Raw genomic sequence first — 16,471 nt, forward strand, 5'->3', positions numbered from 1 at the left:
CTGTCACCTATCCCCTTCAGCCTACCAATTCCACATCACTGGGTTGTTATCTAAATGATCGGTGACAATTCGCCCAATAGAATCGATTTCGGCAATTTCATCAGGGGAAAGTTTGACATCGGCGGCTAAAGCATTATCCTTTGCTTGTTCGGAATAACGTGCGCCTGCGATCGCTTGGGCTTGGGGTTGGGCAATTAACCAAGCTAATGCTAACTGTGCCAAGGTACAATCATGGCGTTCGGCTATGGGGCGGAGTTTATCTAAAGCTTGGTGAGCGCGTTCAAAGTTTTCGCCTTGAAATAATTTATTTTTGGCGCGGTTGTCTTCTGGGGCAAATTTTTGACCGCGAGTAAATTTACCTGTTAATAATCCTTGGGCTAGGGGTGAATAAGCCAAGATAGAAATTTGATTTTCGATACAATAGGGCATAGCATCTTTTTCCACCGCCCGCCAAAATAGTGAATATGGGGGTTGCAAGCTATCAATTCGTCCATATTGTGATGCTTCGGCCAATTGTGCGCCAGAAAAGTTAGAAACTCCAATAGCTCTAATTTTTCCTTGCTGTTTTAGCTCATTTAAAGCGTTCATCGTTTCGGCGATGGGGACGATTTCGCTGTTAAAGGCACCCGCAGGCCAATGAATTTGATAAAGGTCGATATAATCGGTTTTGAGGTTTTTTAACGAGCGATCGCAAGCCTCAATCACTTGATTATACTTGAGATGATTGGCAAAAACTTTTGTGGCATACTGTACTTGATCGCGCACATCTGCTAAAGCTTCGGCTACAATGCGCTCAGAATGACCGTCACCATAAACTTCTGCTGTGTCAACAGTTGTGATTCCGGCTTCAAAGGCGGCGCGAATGGCTTTAATCGAATCAGAGTCTTCAATTCCCACCCACATCTTTTTGCCAGCTTGCCAAGTTCCAACAATAATGGGTGTGATTTCTACGGCAGATGTACCTAATTTTCGCTTTTCCATAATGGTTGTTTCATTACATTTCCCCGGATAGTTTCATACTTTAACGGTCTTAGCGTGAAATTAAATCAGAGTTACAGCAGATGCCGATGAATTTAACTTCGAGTTTATACGCTCTCAAAGAATGGTCTGTGGCGATCAATGCTTTGGAAACTGCCAAAACCATCATGTTGCTGCGTAAAGGCGGCATTCATGAGCAGAATGGACGTTTTCAAGTTGCTCATGAGCAGGTTTTACTTTACCCAACTTTTGAACATCAACAGCCGTTTCTGCTAAAATCAGAATATGCAAATCTCGTCTGTCCCGTAACTCCTGGTTGGCATCCAGAAACGATTCGCATTGGCAGTTGGGCAGAGATTACAGATATTTTGCCGATTAGTGAGGAGTCTACTGTTAACGCGCTACTCCCGTTTCATATCTGGAATGAGTATTTTATTAGCGATCGCTTAAAATGGAAACCACGTCAGCCGTTGTATGTTCTGCTGTTACGCACTTATAAACTGCCCAAAGTCCAAGAAATTCCCTATCATCCAAAATATGGTGGTTGCAAGTCCTGGATTGATTTAGCGCAACCAATTGACATCGCAGGTGCAACACCTGTTTTATCTGATGCTGACTACTCGGCAATAGTTAGCGAAATTCGCACGATTATTAGTGATTTTATTAAGTGCTGAGGTTAGGGGGACAAGGGAGACAAGGGGGACAAGGAAGCAATATTTCTACCTTGTCTACCCCCTCTACCTTGTCTACCCCAACTCCCCACATGACTATCTTTAATAGCAACTGGGTATCAGCACTCAGCACTGATAACTAAATCTTACTGGTGTAACTAGCAAAACAAATGATTTGTTATTCAGCTATTTAGCAAAATAGTAACTCTTGTTACATACACTAACAGCAACCACAGATAACATGAGAAAAATCTTGCCCTCATAATCAGCAAAATATCGCAGAGAAGCGTTATGTTTTTACGCCTATAGGCGATTTTGAATCATTATCAGTCATGGAGCCAAAGATATTGAGCTATTATCAGCTTTTTCCTACAAAATCCGCAATATTTGACACTTTTTGCAAGTATCAAAGGTTGGGGATGGAGTGATTTTGTCTTGCTGTATCTTCAAAGATGGTCTAGAAAATCTATCTTGTGGCTTACGTAATTTTACTAAACCAATTTGTAGGTATATGGACACATACTAGGGAAATTAAAAATTATCCCAGAAGATTGATGCAGTGCTTGACAAAAGTCTGCGATTATGCAATTTTAGCTAAACACTAAGGAGTTTGCCATGAATCGACAAATGTGCTGGTTATCTAAGTCTAGTGGCGACGGTGAGAAGATTTTGTATTTGCAAGTAGAGGCTAATAAAGGTTGGCGACCTTACACAGCTTATCCGCAATTTGCAGTGCCAGATTATAAAATTCCTGGCGGTTCTAAGGGTTGGGCAACTTATCAAAAACTGCTGAAGGCTGGTTGGACATTAGTACCCAGTGCGAGAGCAAATGAATTTAGCACTCAAGTAGAATACTCAGAATCAATGTTACAGAATCAATAGTTGCAGTTATAGCAAAGTGCTGAGTGCTGAGTGCTGAGTGCTGAGTAAAAACCCAGTATTGTCATGCCTTTAAGCTATCAACACTGTCCTAAGCTAAGTGACTACAGCTATAATATTTCAGAATTTTAACTATCTCGAAAAACGGCAGTGTTGCGTTATTTTGTGATGACTGTCTACCAGCCTCTAGGCGAACCTTCACCGCGAGGATCGGCGGCTGCTTCTAGGCTGCCATCTGCTTGAGTAGCGATCGCGTTAACATTACCCCAAGGAGTTTTTTCTTCCTTGATATTGTGTCCACGGCGACGTAAATCTTGCAGAGTTAAAGCATCCAAACCCCAAGGTTCGACGCGCAACTCATCAGGAAGCCACTGATCATGTATGCGTGATACGGAGACAGCTGCACCAACGTCCATATTATATGCCAGCACATTGAGAATTACTTGCAATACCTGAGTGATAATTGTGCTGCCACCAGGGGCTCCCACTGCCATTCGGAGGTGATTATTTTCTGTGACTATTGTCGGAGTCATACTCGACAATGGTGTTTTTCGGGGTGCGATCGCATTTGCTGAGTTGCCAATTAAACCAAAAGCGTTAGGAACTCCTGGCGCAATCGCAAAATCATCCATCTCGTTATTGAGTAAAATTCCTGTTCCTGGGGTGACTACACCCGCACCAAAACCAAGATTAATGGTAAAAGTCAAACTCACAGCGTTGCGTTGTTCATCCACAACGCAAAGATGGCTGGTTTCGGAAGATTCGTAGCGCGTGGCTTGCAGTTGTAATAATTTGTTGGGTAGAGGGACAATTTGATTGCTAACAGAGCCAAACCGTTGAAGAATTTCTGGTGCTACTGGTTTGATTTCCGACGCAGGTTTCGCCACATCCATATTGATTTGTTGACGGCGCTGTTTGGCGTAAGCCGGGTTAATGAGGGCTTGTACAGGTACTTTGACAAAATCAGGATCACCCAAATATTGTGAGCGATCGGCGTAGGCTATCTTCATCGCTTCCGCCATTAAATGTAAACTGTTGGGATGGTGCCATCCCCAAGCTTTTAAATCACTGTCACCGATAATGTTTAAAATCTGCAATAGATGAACGCCGCCTGATGATGGTGGTGGCATAGAACAGACTTTAGCTTGACGAAAACTACCGCAGAGAGGAGTTCGCCAGATTGGTTTGTATGCCTTGAGGTCGTCTAAAGTAATTAAACCACCATTTTTTGCCATATCTGAGGCGATCCCACGGGCAATTTTGCCAGTATAAAAACTTTGGGGATCGTCGGCAATGGTTTCTAAAGTGTTTGCTAAGTCTCGTTGGACTAATCTTTCTCCAGGCTGATAAAATTCGCCGTTGCGGGTAAATATGCGTCTAGCGGCGGAATTCTGGAGAATTACGGGTTTGCGGTTTTCGTAAACTTGAATGGAACGCCAAGTTAGTTGTTTACTTAGGATAAAGCCATTTTTTGCTAGAGCGATCGCAGGTTTGACAACTTCCTTCCACGGCAACGTACCATAACGGCGATGCACCTCATACATCCCCGCCACCGTTCCTGGTGTCGCCACTGCCAAATATCCATTCACACTTGCATTCGGACGCACCTTTCCCTGTTCATCCAAATACATATTTCTGGTAGCTTTGATGGGTGCGCGTTCCCGAAAATCCAACGCTTTCATCTCGCCAATTTTCTCAGAATGTAGCAGCAAAAATCCCCCGCCACCAATTCCCGCCGAAAAAGGTTCAACTACAGATATCGCAAAAGTTGTGGCGACTGCTGCATCAATAGCATTCCCTCCCTGACGTAACATCAAAAGTCCCGCCTCACTCGCTAGGGGATGTGCAGATACTACCATCCCCTTTTTGCTGCGTAGCGGTAAAGTGGTAGTGGCTGCTGCAACTTGGCTGTAACAGAGAACAGTAAGGGAAAAGACAGTAAATACAACCTGTTTGGGTTTAGCAAAGATTGGCATTTTGACACTATTCTAGATTGATATGTCTTAGCCTATCGCTTGATGATGAATTTTGTTTCGTGCATAAACGCAAAAAATATACAAGGTTGACTGTAAAAAAGTTATTTAGCGCGATTAATGCTAATAGCCTAAAATTAGTAAGTCTTAAACAACAAAAAGCGGCCGCATTCATTAAACCATCAAACTAGATTTGATATGTCTATCGAATATCCAGAATATTGGACACATCGTCAATGGATGAGTCGGGCTTTAGAAATCGCCCAAGCCGCAGGAGAGGCGGGTGAAATTCCAGTTGGTGCTGTTATTGTCGATAGTCAGGGAAATTTGATTGCTGAAGGGGAAAATCGCAAAGAACGGGACAAAGACCCGACAGCCCACGCCGAAATTGTAGCAATTAAAGCAGCATCTCAAACATTACATAGCTGGCGACTGCATGAATGTACATTATACGTAACTTTAGAACCTTGTCCGATGTGTGCAGGTGCAATTATCCAATCACGGTTGAGGACGCTTGTCTATGGAGTGGACGATACTAAAACTGGCGCAATTCGGACTGTCCTAAATATTCCCGATGGTGCAGCTTCTAATCATCGTCTGCAAGTCCTGGGAGGCATTCTAGAATCAGCTTGTCGCCAGCATTTGCAAGCTTGGTTTGCTACTCGCAGACTTCAACAAAAAACTACAGACACCAAGAAAACTGTCCAATCATAACTACACAATTTATAAAAGAGAATTTACGGTTTAATTAATCACTATTTAATCAACCTCTGGGCAATTCGCAGCTACCGACATGATAAAACTTGACTTCTCCCAAAATACGCAACAGATCAAGCCAACATCACAGAAATCATTAAATCATCAGGTGGCTGATACTACCTCACAGGTTTCTCCCTTGTTAGGGCCGATAGCGTATCGTTTGGGACGACATCTGCTTTTACCTTTGTTCTTCGGCAGAATTACCATCACGGGACAACACAATGTTCCCACAACAGGGCCAATTATCTTAGCACCCACCCACCGGGCGCGTTGGGATGCTTTAATTGTCCCTTACGCTACTTCTCTAATTACTGGGGGAGATTTGCGCTTTATGGTGACTATCACTGAATGCCAGGGCTTACAAGGCTGGTTTATCCGTCGTTTAGGTGGGTTCCCTGTAGATCCACAACATCCGACAATTTCCACCTTACGACATGGCGTTTCTTTACTAGAGCAAAGAAAAACCTTGGTCATCTTTCCCGAAGGCGGCATTTTCCGCGATGGTAAGGTTCATCCTTTAAAGCCAGGAATTGCCCGCTTGTCTTTGACTGCGGAAATGAATCACCCAGGACTGGGGGTCAAAATTGTGCCTATGAGTATCAATTACAGCGAACCCTATCCCAACTGGGGTACAGATGTGCATATTAACATCGGTAGCCCGATTAATGTTGCAGAATATACTAACGGCTCAATCAAACAAAATGCAAAACGGATGACAGATGAGTTAGCCAAGGAACTGCAAAGCTTAAATCATCAAGAAGCAGAAGTGACTAATGGGCAATGGTCAATGGTTAATGGTCAATAGTCATTGGTGTGTGATTTAACCCTAATTACCAATAACTAATTCCCAACTGTTTAATCTACCAACATCTTGCGGTGCAGCATCGATGAGCCACAATTGCCAGCGCCCTTGACCAGATATGGATAGTAATTGCTTGAGGGCAGGATGCGATCGCACATTATAAGTCGTCTGCAAGTTTGTCCGTCTGCCCAAAGTCCGATTCTGTAACAAAACTGACTGATTATTTGGTGCTATTAAGTAAATTTCTACATCGCCTAAGAAATCGTGCGAGACATTCACACTCACTTGGATATCTTTAACTACAATATCTTCGTTAATAGTGATCGCACTTTTGATACCCTGGCGATCGTTATCTGGAATGCCTACAGAGTTGGTATTACTCACCTGCAACTTTTGGCTGACAGGTGATGCGCCTTCTCGCATTTGCTTGGCGGCTTGGACTGCTTTAGCGGCGTTGATTTTGCCATAGCCAAACCATTGGGAATGACCATTGCCATTGTATGTCCCGCCTTTTAAACCTAATTGGGGGTCGGGATTCGGGTCAACTATTTTATCGGCAGTTTCTTGTAAGATGCGTTTAACTTGTTGAGCAGTTAAATCGGGATTCGCTGATAAAATCAAAGCTGCTACCCCAGCCACCACAGGCGTAGCACTGGAAGTCCCACCAAAACTACTGGTAAAATTCCCCTTGTCATAACCTGCGGCTCCTAATTGGTCAGTTGTAAACACACCCAACCCGTTAAGATAAGCAGCGATCGCAGGTTGGGTATACACATAACCCTTTTCCGGAAATGACATTCCTGGCGGCGCATTATTACTAGGCGCACATACAGCAATACTATCTCCCCAATTACTGTAAGCCGCTTTCTTATTCAAACTCGTGGAAGCCGCAACAGTAATCACATCAGGATGTACCGCAAAACCACTGAGCCACTCGGTTTTACCTTGTAAAATTTTATCAGGCCAAGTTTGTTCAATTACACTACCATTAATTGGACGATTGGCATTACCAGCAGCAAAACAAATCACACATCCTTTTCCCTTCCTGCCTTTGGTGGCTGCGCGGGTAATTGCAGCCCGTTGCCGCAAAGACAAGGGGAAATACACAGCCGAGGCTCCCCAACTGCAAGAAATTACACTTGCACCCTTGTCAATTGCCCAATTAAAAATTTGTTCAACAGATTCATCATCTAAATAGCCAGTGGTACGGATGGGCATAAATGCACAACCAGGAGCCACCCCCACAATACCAGAACCATTTTCTTCGGCAATGGCTACCCCTGCACAGGCTGTCCCGTGGCTAGTTTCTTTCGCATCAGGTAAAGGTAGAAAATCATTTTGTTTCAAATCTCTAGGGGCAACTACTTTACCTGAACCTTGAAAATCAGGATGATTCAAATCAAAAGAATCATCTACCACAGCCACAACCACAGAACGCACACCACGAGTAATATCCCAAGCTTTTTCAACTGCGATATGGGAACCTAAAACTAAATCCTCACCGCCGCTATGGTTTAAGTACCACTGTTGGGTATAAAGCGGGTCACGGGGTTTGTAGTGTGTTTCGCTGTTAACGATAATGTTAGGTTCAGCAGCTAAAACTTCTTTGAGTCCTTGCAGTTGGTTAGTAATTTTAATCGGGTTGTCTGTAGCTTGTTTACTAACTAAAAATACGAAAGTGTTAGGTATACCCAGAACAGGTTTATCTTGAATTAAACTATACTTACTGGCGATCGCACTAATTCTAGGTGCTGCTATCTCTTCTAAAAATTGGATAGTAATTTGGTCGCCCAAGTAAACAAAAGTCCCAGGATTATTTTTAATCGTGTAAACATGGCTGGAAAAGGCTACAGTTTCTGCTGCGCGGGCTTGAGACATCGCCGCATCTAATTGGGCGGGGGGAACTTGAAATAATTCTAGTTGCGCTTGGGGAATACTTCGCTGCCAAATGCCCCAAGTTACCTGAGATAATTGTTGAGGTGTAAAATCGTTAGCTGGGCGGATGGTGAAACGGTCTGTTGCTTTTTCTAACACTAATTCTTCACCACCGCGTTGCAGAACAACTCCCAAATTGCTGGCTGGTACACCTGTGGTTGGAAGATCAGAGGAATTAATGCGATCGCTCATAATAGACGATGGTAATTAGTATACAGAGGCACTGGGAACTCGATTAAACCGATTTTCAGTCTAAAGCAAAGAAACCAAGTATATAGCTGTGTTTTGTTTAAAACGAAAACAAAGTTAAGATACCCAAAGTTTCTCTTAAGTATTTGTATATATTTGTCACACCCATTCAATCCATGAAAATAGCTGCAACTGCGCCTTTTATTAGCCTCAGTTCCTTCTCAGTCATTGCCCTCTTGAGTTTGCTATCACCCGCTTATAGCCAACAAGCACAGCCCATTGACCCCAACAACCCCAATAATCTCCGTCCTACCACCCAAAACAATAGCCTGTTAAGCATTGAAGGAGGAGAGCGACTGATGAAAGAGGCAGAAGCAGCAGTTTCCGCCCAAAACTATCCCCTAGCCGCTAAAAAGCTCCAAGAAGCACGACAAGTTTTTAATCAGCTATCTAACTTTTATCAAGACCTAAACTCTAGCTTTTCTGGTATTGACATCAGAGTGTCTGACTCTCAACGTCAAAAAGCTTTACTAACCGCCCAGAAGCGAGATGAAGCTACATATCAACTAGCACTCGTACATCGCGCCCAAAATCAGCCAGAATTGGCCGTACCACTATTAATTCAAATTATTAAAAGTCAAAATCCCACACGCGATTTAGGTAAAAGAGCATATCAACAGCTATTTGAACTCGGTTTTGTTGATACCCCCTACCCCAGACAAGGCGGTTCAACTTCCCAAAAATAAATTCCTATCTGTCGTCTCCCTTGTCCCCCTTGTCCCCCTTCTCTCAACTCTCTAATCTGCTAATAATAGAGAAGTAGTTTTTTCAAAAATTGCGATGATTAGTCCGCAGCAGATTGAGGCTATGATCAAGGCGGAACTGCCAGACGCTCAGATACAAGTACAAGACTTAACAGGTGGCGGAGACCACTATCAAGTTACAGTCGTATCATCGCAGTTTGCAGGTAAAGGACTGGTGCAACAACATCAGCTAGTTTATGGCGCGTTGCGGCAAGCTATGTCCACGGAAGCAATTCACGCCTTGGCAGTTAAAACATTTACGCCAGAAACTTGGCAAGCAACCACCACTTCATAAAATCAATAGTTCCAAGCTAGGTTGAGCATTGACTATTGATTTTTTATATCCGTAACATAGGAAGCGAAAATACCATGTCACAAGCAGTCCAAGAGAGAATTGAGAACTTAATTAAACAAAACAAAATCTTTGTTTTCATGAAGGGAACTAAGTTAATGCCTCAATGTGGTTTTTCTAACAACGTCGTCCAAATCCTCAACAGTTTGGGTGTTCCCTTCGAGACGATTAATGTTCTTGATGATTCTGAAATTCGTCAAGGCATTAAAGATTATTCCAACTGGCCGACTATTCCCCAAGTTTATATTAATGGTGAATTCATCGGTGGTTCCGACATCCTGATTGAAATGTACCAAAACGGCTCATTACAGGAAAAAGTGGAAGTTGCTCTAGCTTCGTAATTTTAAAATAAGTTTAATTACAAAAAAGCCCCTGTAACGGGGCTTTTTTGATGGACTACGCTTCCCAAAGCAGAAAAATTACTCAATGGATAGTAGCAAGTAGTGAATAAAAAATTTTCTGCTTTTTAATTAAAATCACAATCTTAAACACCCCTCACAAGAGTTACCAAAATTACCACAGGTTTGAGGGGATGTTTTTCCCAGTACAATCTCTCCCAAAATTCACACCATCGCACACTTGATCAATACAGATAACGTGCTATAATCATCTGCGTCAATCTACGTTTACTTTGAATGGCTAAAGCAAAAGCTTTAGTAGTAATCGTGTTGTGGTTGTGGTTCCGGCATTGCAAAATTTGAAGCATCGTACAAGTAGCGGCTGGCTTCCTCTTCTAGACGATGAATCAGATATGGCTCGATAGCGTTGCCATGTCGCAGTGCGGCTAGATATCCATCCAAATACATCCGCATATCGTCCATACGATAACCGCGATTCCATAGCTCGACGAAGGCGTCTGTGAGTCTTTGGTAATAGCGGATGGTTTGTGTGTCTTGAAGCATAACTGCTGTTTGATCTCTTTGGAATGAGAATTGTAAATGATTAACGCTGAAATGTGAAGTGCCACTTTCGCTTTTTTAGCGTTTTTGGCATATAAATTATGCCAATAATTCTGCTTTGATCTGCCCCCTCCAGCAGCTACAGCGTATTCAGATCCTATTCCAGAAAACTGGGAAATTGATTGGTCAGTAATTTATTCTTATGATTTCTTCTTTCAACAACCTGATTTTTGTGGTTGAGGTTAAGCTTAAACAAGCAGAACTTAAACTCCAACAGCAGGCTGAAGGACTTTTACAAGAATGAAAATTTGGCTGAGTACAAGTTCTTCATAAAGTTACAATGTGCTAAAAGCAAAATGATTGTTAAGAAGAACTTTCGATAAGTCTAACAAAAATTTAAGAAAATTACTAATTAACCTTGGAAATAGGCTGAGGTGGGAGATATTGCCACCCTTTTTTGGAATAAATGTCAAATGAATTGTGATTAGAAGTAACAAAGACTACAAAACCTTGAGCATGAGCTTGTTACTTTGAAAGTCATCAACGCTAAGGGGTCTTACCGCCGTGGGTTCGGTTTGTATTGAAATCGTTGAGGGGAATCCCCATCTAAGGTCGTTGCTGGGTTGGCACTTGCAACAGTTAGAGTATAGGGTAAATCAAGCTGCCAGTATTTATCAAGCAAGAGAAGTGTTTTTAACCCATCAACCTACTCTAGTGATTCTAGATGCGGATCTGCCCGATGGAGATGGTATCGAGTTTTGCCGTTGGTTGCATCGTCAGCAACAGCCTTTAATTTTAATGCTGTCTGCACGTAGCAACGAAGCGGATGTGGTCGCAGGACTAAAGGCGGGGGCCGATGATTACCTCAGCAAACCTTTTGGGATGCAGGAGTTTTTGGCTAGGGTTGAGGCATTAATTCGCCGCAAACGCACGCCGACTGCACCAGCTTATTTAGACTATGGCACTTTACAAATTGATTTAGTGCAGCGTCGTGTCCGGTTTCAAGGGGAGTTTATTGATTTAACACCCCAGGAATTTAGTTTGTTGTATGTGTTGGCGCAAGCTGGCGGGGTACCTTTGTCTCGCTCAGAATTGCTGCGTCGTGCTTGGCCAGATGCAATTGACAACCCGCGCACGATAGACACTCATGTTTTATCACTACGCAAAAAAGTAGAACTTGATCCCCGTCAACCTAGTTTGATTCAAACTATTCGGAATGTGGGATACAGATTTAACATGGAAATTTTGAATGCTAATCTTCCTCAATCACAAACTAAGTTAGCAAAAGAACGGTTTAGCAATCAACGTCCAACACTGACTACTCAACGGTGATGAAGCAGGTGATAGGTGACAGGTGATAGGTTTTGCCTGAATTTTATCATCTGCGGATTTCTGAAACTATGCTTCAACTGCTACATAAGAGGGTTTGGTTGGGTGCAGTACAAGTTTTAAGGAAAGAGGCTAGAGGCTAGAAGTTAGAGACTAGGCTATGTTGCTTTATCCAACGGAAGAGTGCTGTAACATTTGTGTTTAGGGTGATTGATCAGATAAGAGGTTTTTAAATCCATTCTTGTGCGGCTTGAGTTTCTGCCTGAGTCAAACTTGCTTGTAAACTGACTAAATCTACCTCAGAGGCGGGTTTATCTGCTAACAACTGGCCTTGGTGCAGGTGTAACAGCCTTGTACAAAACATTTGGGCTAAATCTAACTGGTGATTAACCATCAAAATTGTAGTTTGTTGGGTTTCGGCTAGTTGAATGAGGATTTGCATCAGATGAGAGGCTGTACCCGCATCCAAGGCTGATGTTGGCTCATCTAATAGTAAAATTTTGGGTTGGATGATTAAAGCACGAGCGATCGCAACTAATTGCCTTTGACCCGATGATAACTGTAACTCATTCTTGGCTAACCAGTCGTTAGGAATATGCAGTTGTTCCAGGCAATGGCTAACTTGTTGCTGAATCGTCTGTTTGGGCAAACCGCGCAAAACTAAAGGATATTCCAATGCCTGCTGGACTGTCATCCCCAGTAGCTTTGATTCTTGCAACACCAGTGTCACCATTTGCCGTAGTTGAATAGCAGGCATTTGGTGATATTCTTGATTTTCTAGATAAATTTTGCCGCTAGTCGGTTCCGTTAAGCGGTTTATTAAGCGTAGTAATGAGGTTTTGCCAGCACCAGTTACGCCAACAATGGCAATTCTTTCACCAGGGAATACTTGAAAGGAAATATTCTGTAAGATTGGGTATCCCTGGTGATTGTTTTTTAGTTTGCTAAATAGATTAACTTGCTCAAGCCTGAGTTGGGCTTGTGGAGTGAAATTATCCACAGTTATAGTTTTCCTTTTTTCTCACGCAGAGGCGCAGAGGCGCGGAGAGTACCTTTGAGCTTTTGCGTGAGATTTTAAATTTAAAATAGTGTCAAAGCTGTATTAATAGTCCAAGCATCAACTAACAGCAGTAGTAATGTAAATCCAAATAAAATTGCATACATCCAAGGCTGTGCTAAAGGACGGATATCGGTGGTGTCTATGCCTGTTTTGGCTTGGACGATGTTAACTAACCGGGCAAATCCCGCCACGCGCATTGGTAGTAAATAAGCTTTACCATCTTTGCTGAGGAAATAATAAACTAAACCGCCTTGACCTGTAGAACGGGGTTTGATTTCTTTAACTTCTGACCAAGGTAAAATCCAACCTTTACGAAAGAAACGCGGAACCCATACAGGGTAAGTTACTTGGATTTCTTGGTCATTAACAATTACTCTTTCTGTCAACACAGCATACAGTCCGACAAAGCCGATGGCAATACCCACCCATAGTAATGACGGTGGTGTTGGTGCGGCGGTTGCTTGGGCTAAAAATGGCAATGGTATTGTGAGTGCTACATATAAACTCAACAGGGTAATCCGAATCAACGGAGATAGGCGAAATATAGTTGTAGAGGTATTAGCTGAGTTGGCTGTCACGGTTCCATTAAGATTGTTGCTTTCAGTTTTATCCTAACTGGAAGGCTCATATCCTGGCGACTTGTCAGATCCCCGACTTCTTCAAGAAGTCGGGGATTTCGCAGCCCATCAAAATTAATGACATTAACTACTAAGGTAAATACTTCTGTACGACAGTCCAGCCAGTCCAGGATACCCAAGCAAAGGCGGCGCAGAGAATAATATTTACGGTGATGTGTAAAGTTCTAATCCAAGGTCGTCTAGGACTAATTTGAGTGGCGCTGAGGGCAGATATTAAAACTAAAAATACTACTATTAGCCCAGCACTTAGGTGTGATGAATGTCCTAATGAACCAAAGTGACCTAATGTGCCGATAATGCCGATCGCTAATAACAATAACACTAAACTCACCATACTAATGCCCATTGTATAGTGGAGCGATCGCACTCCCCCACGACTCGCAGGAAATCCAGGCAAACTAGGTATAGACTGAGAAGTCCTGGCTTGCCACATCAGTATTCCGGTGACAGCTAACATGATATACGCTAACAGCGATAAGCCCATCGACCAAGCGGCGATTTTCCATAGCCAGAGAAAAGAGGGTAGGTGCATAGAGTTGGGGGAGTGGGGAATTGGAAACAAATGACAAAGGACAAAGGACTGATGACAACCCACCATCACAATAGAAAAGGTTGCTGATATCAGCAACCTTAAATTTTTTTTGATCAAATTTTTTATCTTAATCAAGCTAATGATTAACCAGCGATTGTTAAAGGTTTTGTTGTATCTCCGCTTTTGGTATTAATTGACTGAACTATGGGTTTTTTACTGATAGGGTCGAGGGTAGATGATTCGGTATTAAAATCACTACTGGTTGGTTCTTGGAGTGCAAGGCGATCGCACGGAATTGTATCCGATAAAATTGCACTTGCCATCATCCCCGTATGAATCTCCATGTGAGCTTCTATCGGGGCTTCAAACACGAGGCGCTGCCCAGGAAACACAACCCTTTCAAAGTACCAGTTAGCGACGTTAGAGATGCGAGCCACCTGGATTTTGCTTGTGACATTAACGTAGCAGCAGAGAATTTTCCCCGATTGCTCAGGTGGTAGAGAATCTAGTATTTGAGCCATAACTGCCGAGGAGCTTTACGCCAAACATTGTATATTACACCAGCCAAGACTAACATCGGCTGATCCCCAGTTGCTGTAACTCCGACTACCAACTGAAAATTTCTACGTTATTTCTATCTAAAGATATGTTCAAGTTATGAAAACTTTATAAATAAAATCTATTTTCAAAAAATTATACACTATTAAGGAAAATTTTTAATTGTTTGCTTTAGTAACAATTTTGCCTAAGTTATTAATTAACTTTCCCTAGAGGATACAACCTGGAGATTGAGCTTGTATCTTTCTTTTCATGAGTTTAGCTGGGCTTTTATCCCCAAAGAGATAGGGAGGGATCATCGCTTAATGATTAAACTCAATGTTATGGTAAAGATATATGAACAATTTATTCATAAACCCGTTTCTCCTGTTTGATGCCAAGCCAATTTAGCTCTTTCCACCATTCCGCACCGGAAAAATGTCAAAGCATAAATTAACTTCCCAGTCAAACTAGATTGTCATAAATAAAACTAAGCAAGCTTCGTTTCCCTCGCTTTCTCAAAAGAATGGCAAGATAAAGGTTAAAACTCCGATGATCGAAAATCGCATTCTCTACGTTCGCCTTCCTTGTAACCCCATTTTTCCCATTGGGGTGGTTTATCTTTGTGATCATGTCCACAAGCTATTCCCGAACATCGAACAGCGCATTTTCGATTTGGGGACAGTTCCCCCTTTAGACTATGCTGCGGCGTTAGATCGCTGTATCGATGAGTTTAAACCAACACTGTTAGTATTTTCTTGGCGGGATATTCAAATTTATGCCCCTGTGGGTGGACGCGGTGGCAACCCGTTGCAAAACGCTTTTGAATTTTATTACGCGAAAAATCCCCTGATCAAATTACGTGGGGCTTTGGGTGGTTTACGCATCTTCATTGCCTACTATGTAGAGTTGTGGCGTAACTTGGGATTAATCAAACGCGGTTTAAAACGCGCCCAAAAATACCATACTGATGCGCGTGCAGTTGTAGGCGGTGGCGCAGTCAGCGTATTTTATGAACAGTTGGGTAAAAGCTTACCTCCAGGGACGATTATTTCTGTGGGCGAAGGGGAAACCTTACTGGAGAAATTCTTGAATGGTAAAGAATTTCGTGATGAACGTTGTTATGTAGTTGGGGAAGGTAAACCACGCCAGCGCCTAATTCACGAACAACCCACCCCATTACAAAAAACTGCTTGTAACTACGACTACATTGAAAGCGTCTGGCCAGAGTTTAACTATTATCTGCAAGACCAAGATTTCTATATTGGTGTGCAAACCAAGCGTGGTTGTCCGCATAACTGCTGCTACTGTGTTTATACGGTAGTGGAAGGTAAACAAGTACGTATCAATCCAGCCGAAGAAGTTGTAGCGGAAATGCGACAACTATATAATCGCGGCGTGCGGAACTTCTGGTTTACCGATGCTCAATTTATCCCAGCGCGGAGATATATCAATGATGCCATTGAATTATTGCAGGCGATCGTTGATTCTGGGATGACAGATATTCATTGGGCAGCATACATCAGAGCCGATAATTTAACACCCGAATTGTGCGACTTGATGGCCAAAACCGGGATGAATTATTTTGAAATCGGCATTACCAGTGGTTCTCAAGAACTGGTACGCAAAATGCGGATGGGTTACAACCTGCGGACTGTCTTACAAAACTGTCGTGATTTAAAAGCAGCCGGGTTTAACGATTTAGTTTCTGTCAATTATTCCTTTAATGTGATTGACGAACGTCCTGAAACTATTCGCCAAACCATCGCCTACCACCGCGAACTAGAACGCATCTTTGGTGCAGATAAAGTCGAACCCGCAATTTTCTTTATTGGACTGCAACCCCACACCCATTTAGAAGAATACGCCTTTAAAGAAGGCATCCTCAAACCAGGGTACAATCCTATGAGCTTGATGCCGTGGACAGCGAAAAAACTGCTGTGGAACCCAGAACCCCTCGGTTCTTTCTTTGGTGAAGTCTGCTTACAAGCTTGGCGACAAAATCCCAATGACTTCGGAAGGGAAGTGATGAAGATTTTAGAAGCAAGGCTAGGTTGTGCGGAATTAGAAACAGCACTTTCCGCACCAATTGAGCCGAAAGAAAAACAATTAGCAGGCATATCATAGAAGACACG

Annotated in this window: 17 protein-coding genes; 9 read left to right on the top strand and 8 right to left on the bottom strand. The window is 42.7% G+C overall.

Annotation, left to right across the window (positions count from 1 at the left end; all coding sequences use genetic code 11):
* Positions 1 to 21: 21 nt before the first annotated feature.
* On the bottom strand, positions 22 to 981 hold the full coding sequence (locus H6G74_RS02505; RefSeq protein ID WP_190966164.1) for an aldo/keto reductase: 960 nt from the start codon (positions 979 to 981) through the stop codon (positions 22 to 24).
* An 80-nt stretch (positions 982 to 1,061) separates the two neighbouring features.
* Here H6G74_RS02505 and H6G74_RS02510 point away from each other — a divergent pair, with 80 nt between their 5' ends.
* The gene (locus H6G74_RS02510; RefSeq protein WP_190966165.1) at positions 1,062 to 1,652 is read left to right on the top strand and encodes a DUF1802 family protein; all 591 of its coding nucleotides are present in this window, start codon (positions 1,062 to 1,064) and stop codon (positions 1,650 to 1,652) included.
* A 612-nt stretch (positions 1,653 to 2,264) separates the two neighbouring features.
* Complete coding sequence (locus H6G74_RS02515) at positions 2,265 to 2,531, top strand: hypothetical protein (protein ID WP_190966166.1); 267 nt, start codon at positions 2,265 to 2,267, stop codon at positions 2,529 to 2,531.
* A gap of 173 nt (positions 2,532 to 2,704) precedes the next feature.
* On the opposite strand, the gene ggt is transcribed toward H6G74_RS02515, so the two are convergent.
* Complete coding sequence (gene ggt / locus H6G74_RS02520; RefSeq protein ID WP_190966167.1) at positions 2,705 to 4,504, bottom strand: gamma-glutamyltransferase; 1,800 nt, start codon at positions 4,502 to 4,504, stop codon at positions 2,705 to 2,707.
* 195 nt (positions 4,505 to 4,699) lie between these two features.
* Between ggt and tadA the strand changes: the two genes are divergently transcribed.
* Both tadA and H6G74_RS02530 read left to right on the top strand, forming a co-directional pair.
* Positions 4,700 to 5,215 (top strand): tRNA adenosine(34) deaminase TadA, encoded by a 516-nt coding sequence (tadA, locus tag H6G74_RS02525; protein ID WP_190674793.1) that lies wholly within the window; start codon positions 4,700 to 4,702, stop codon positions 5,213 to 5,215.
* Positions 5,216 to 5,294: 79 nt separating this feature from the next.
* Positions 5,295 to 6,065, top strand: a complete 771-nt coding sequence (locus H6G74_RS02530; RefSeq protein ID WP_190591012.1) for a lysophospholipid acyltransferase family protein — start codon at positions 5,295 to 5,297, stop codon at positions 6,063 to 6,065.
* A 21-nt stretch (positions 6,066 to 6,086) separates the two neighbouring features.
* Here the strand turns inward: H6G74_RS02530 and H6G74_RS02535 are convergent, their stop codons facing one another.
* A complete protein-coding gene (locus H6G74_RS02535) occupies positions 6,087 to 8,189 on the bottom strand; it encodes a S8 family serine peptidase (protein WP_190966168.1) in 2,103 nt (700 codons plus the stop codon).
* A gap of 173 nt (positions 8,190 to 8,362) precedes the next feature.
* On the opposite strand from H6G74_RS02535, the gene H6G74_RS02540 reads away from it, so the two are divergent.
* From H6G74_RS02540 to grxD, 3 genes are all read left to right on the top strand, one after another.
* Positions 8,363 to 8,932, top strand: coding sequence for a hypothetical protein (locus H6G74_RS02540; protein WP_190966169.1), 570 nt, complete (start codon positions 8,363 to 8,365; stop codon positions 8,930 to 8,932).
* Between the two features lie 94 nt (positions 8,933 to 9,026).
* Complete coding sequence (locus tag H6G74_RS02545; RefSeq protein WP_190966170.1) at positions 9,027 to 9,284, top strand: BolA family protein; 258 nt, start codon at positions 9,027 to 9,029, stop codon at positions 9,282 to 9,284.
* 74 nt (positions 9,285 to 9,358) lie between these two features.
* Entirely contained in the window at positions 9,359 to 9,682 is a 324-nt protein-coding gene (grxD, locus tag H6G74_RS02550) for a Grx4 family monothiol glutaredoxin (RefSeq protein WP_190966171.1), read from the top strand.
* 312 nt (positions 9,683 to 9,994) lie between these two features.
* Here the strand turns inward: grxD and H6G74_RS02555 are convergent, their stop codons facing one another.
* On the bottom strand, positions 9,995 to 10,243 hold the full coding sequence (locus tag H6G74_RS02555; RefSeq protein WP_062296854.1) for a DUF6761 family protein: 249 nt from the start codon (positions 10,241 to 10,243) through the stop codon (positions 9,995 to 9,997).
* Between the two features lie 561 nt (positions 10,244 to 10,804).
* Here H6G74_RS02555 and H6G74_RS02560 point away from each other — a divergent pair.
* On the top strand, positions 10,805 to 11,572 hold the full coding sequence (locus H6G74_RS02560; RefSeq protein ID WP_062296855.1) for a response regulator transcription factor: 768 nt from the start codon (positions 10,805 to 10,807) through the stop codon (positions 11,570 to 11,572).
* Between the two features lie 226 nt (positions 11,573 to 11,798).
* Here the strand turns inward: H6G74_RS02560 and H6G74_RS02565 are convergent, their stop codons facing one another.
* From H6G74_RS02565 to H6G74_RS02580, 4 genes are all read right to left on the bottom strand, one after another.
* On the bottom strand, positions 11,799 to 12,569 hold the full coding sequence (locus tag H6G74_RS02565) for an ABC transporter ATP-binding protein (RefSeq protein ID WP_190966172.1): 771 nt from the start codon (positions 12,567 to 12,569) through the stop codon (positions 11,799 to 11,801).
* Between the two features lie 80 nt (positions 12,570 to 12,649).
* Complete coding sequence (locus H6G74_RS02570) at positions 12,650 to 13,207, bottom strand: hypothetical protein (RefSeq protein WP_190966173.1); 558 nt, start codon at positions 13,205 to 13,207, stop codon at positions 12,650 to 12,652.
* 130 nt (positions 13,208 to 13,337) lie between these two features.
* On the bottom strand, positions 13,338 to 13,799 hold the full coding sequence (locus H6G74_RS02575) for a DUF4079 domain-containing protein (RefSeq protein ID WP_190966174.1): 462 nt from the start codon (positions 13,797 to 13,799) through the stop codon (positions 13,338 to 13,340).
* A 143-nt stretch (positions 13,800 to 13,942) separates the two neighbouring features.
* On the bottom strand, positions 13,943 to 14,320 hold the full coding sequence (locus H6G74_RS02580) for a DUF1830 domain-containing protein (protein WP_190966175.1): 378 nt from the start codon (positions 14,318 to 14,320) through the stop codon (positions 13,943 to 13,945).
* 568 nt (positions 14,321 to 14,888) lie between these two features.
* Here H6G74_RS02580 and H6G74_RS02585 point away from each other — a divergent pair.
* On the top strand, positions 14,889 to 16,463 hold the full coding sequence (locus H6G74_RS02585) for a photosystem II high light acclimation radical SAM protein (RefSeq protein ID WP_190966176.1): 1,575 nt from the start codon (positions 14,889 to 14,891) through the stop codon (positions 16,461 to 16,463).
* The last annotated feature ends 8 nt before the right edge of the window (positions 16,464 to 16,471 follow it).

It is taken from the genome of Nostoc spongiaeforme FACHB-130 (genome assembly GCF_014698475.1).
Taxonomy (GTDB): Bacteria; Cyanobacteriota; Cyanobacteriia; order Cyanobacteriales; family Nostocaceae; genus Nostoc_B; species Nostoc_B spongiaeforme.

What these genes read in the sequence shown, in the direction of transcription:
- H6G74_RS02530 (WP_190591012.1), top strand. Translation starts at nt 5,295, where the DNA reads ATGATAAAACTTGACTTCTCCCAAAATACGCAACAGATCAAGCCAACA.
- H6G74_RS02510 (WP_190966165.1), top strand. Translation starts at nt 1,062, where the DNA reads ATGCCGATGAATTTAACTTCGAGTTTATACGCTCTCAAAGAATGGTCT.
- H6G74_RS02505 (WP_190966164.1), bottom strand. Translation starts at nt 981, where the DNA reads ATGGAAAAGCGAAAATTAGGTACATCTGCCGTAGAAATCACACCCATT.
- H6G74_RS02555 (WP_062296854.1), bottom strand. Translation starts at nt 10,243, where the DNA reads ATGCTTCAAGACACACAAACCATCCGCTATTACCAAAGACTCACAGAC.
- ggt (WP_190966167.1), bottom strand. Translation starts at nt 4,504, where the DNA reads ATGCCAATCTTTGCTAAACCCAAACAGGTTGTATTTACTGTCTTTTCC.
- H6G74_RS02545 (WP_190966170.1), top strand. Translation starts at nt 9,027, where the DNA reads ATGATTAGTCCGCAGCAGATTGAGGCTATGATCAAGGCGGAACTGCCA.
- H6G74_RS02515 (WP_190966166.1), top strand. Translation starts at nt 2,265, where the DNA reads ATGAATCGACAAATGTGCTGGTTATCTAAGTCTAGTGGCGACGGTGAG.
- H6G74_RS02580 (WP_190966175.1), bottom strand. Translation starts at nt 14,320, where the DNA reads ATGGCTCAAATACTAGATTCTCTACCACCTGAGCAATCGGGGAAAATT.
- H6G74_RS02575 (WP_190966174.1), bottom strand. Translation starts at nt 13,799, where the DNA reads ATGCACCTACCCTCTTTTCTCTGGCTATGGAAAATCGCCGCTTGGTCG.
- H6G74_RS02585 (WP_190966176.1), top strand. Translation starts at nt 14,889, where the DNA reads ATGATCGAAAATCGCATTCTCTACGTTCGCCTTCCTTGTAACCCCATT.
- H6G74_RS02540 (WP_190966169.1), top strand. Translation starts at nt 8,363, where the DNA reads ATGAAAATAGCTGCAACTGCGCCTTTTATTAGCCTCAGTTCCTTCTCA.
- tadA (WP_190674793.1), top strand. Translation starts at nt 4,700, where the DNA reads ATGTCTATCGAATATCCAGAATATTGGACACATCGTCAATGGATGAGT.
- grxD (WP_190966171.1), top strand. Translation starts at nt 9,359, where the DNA reads ATGTCACAAGCAGTCCAAGAGAGAATTGAGAACTTAATTAAACAAAAC.
- H6G74_RS02535 (WP_190966168.1), bottom strand. Translation starts at nt 8,189, where the DNA reads ATGAGCGATCGCATTAATTCCTCTGATCTTCCAACCACAGGTGTACCA.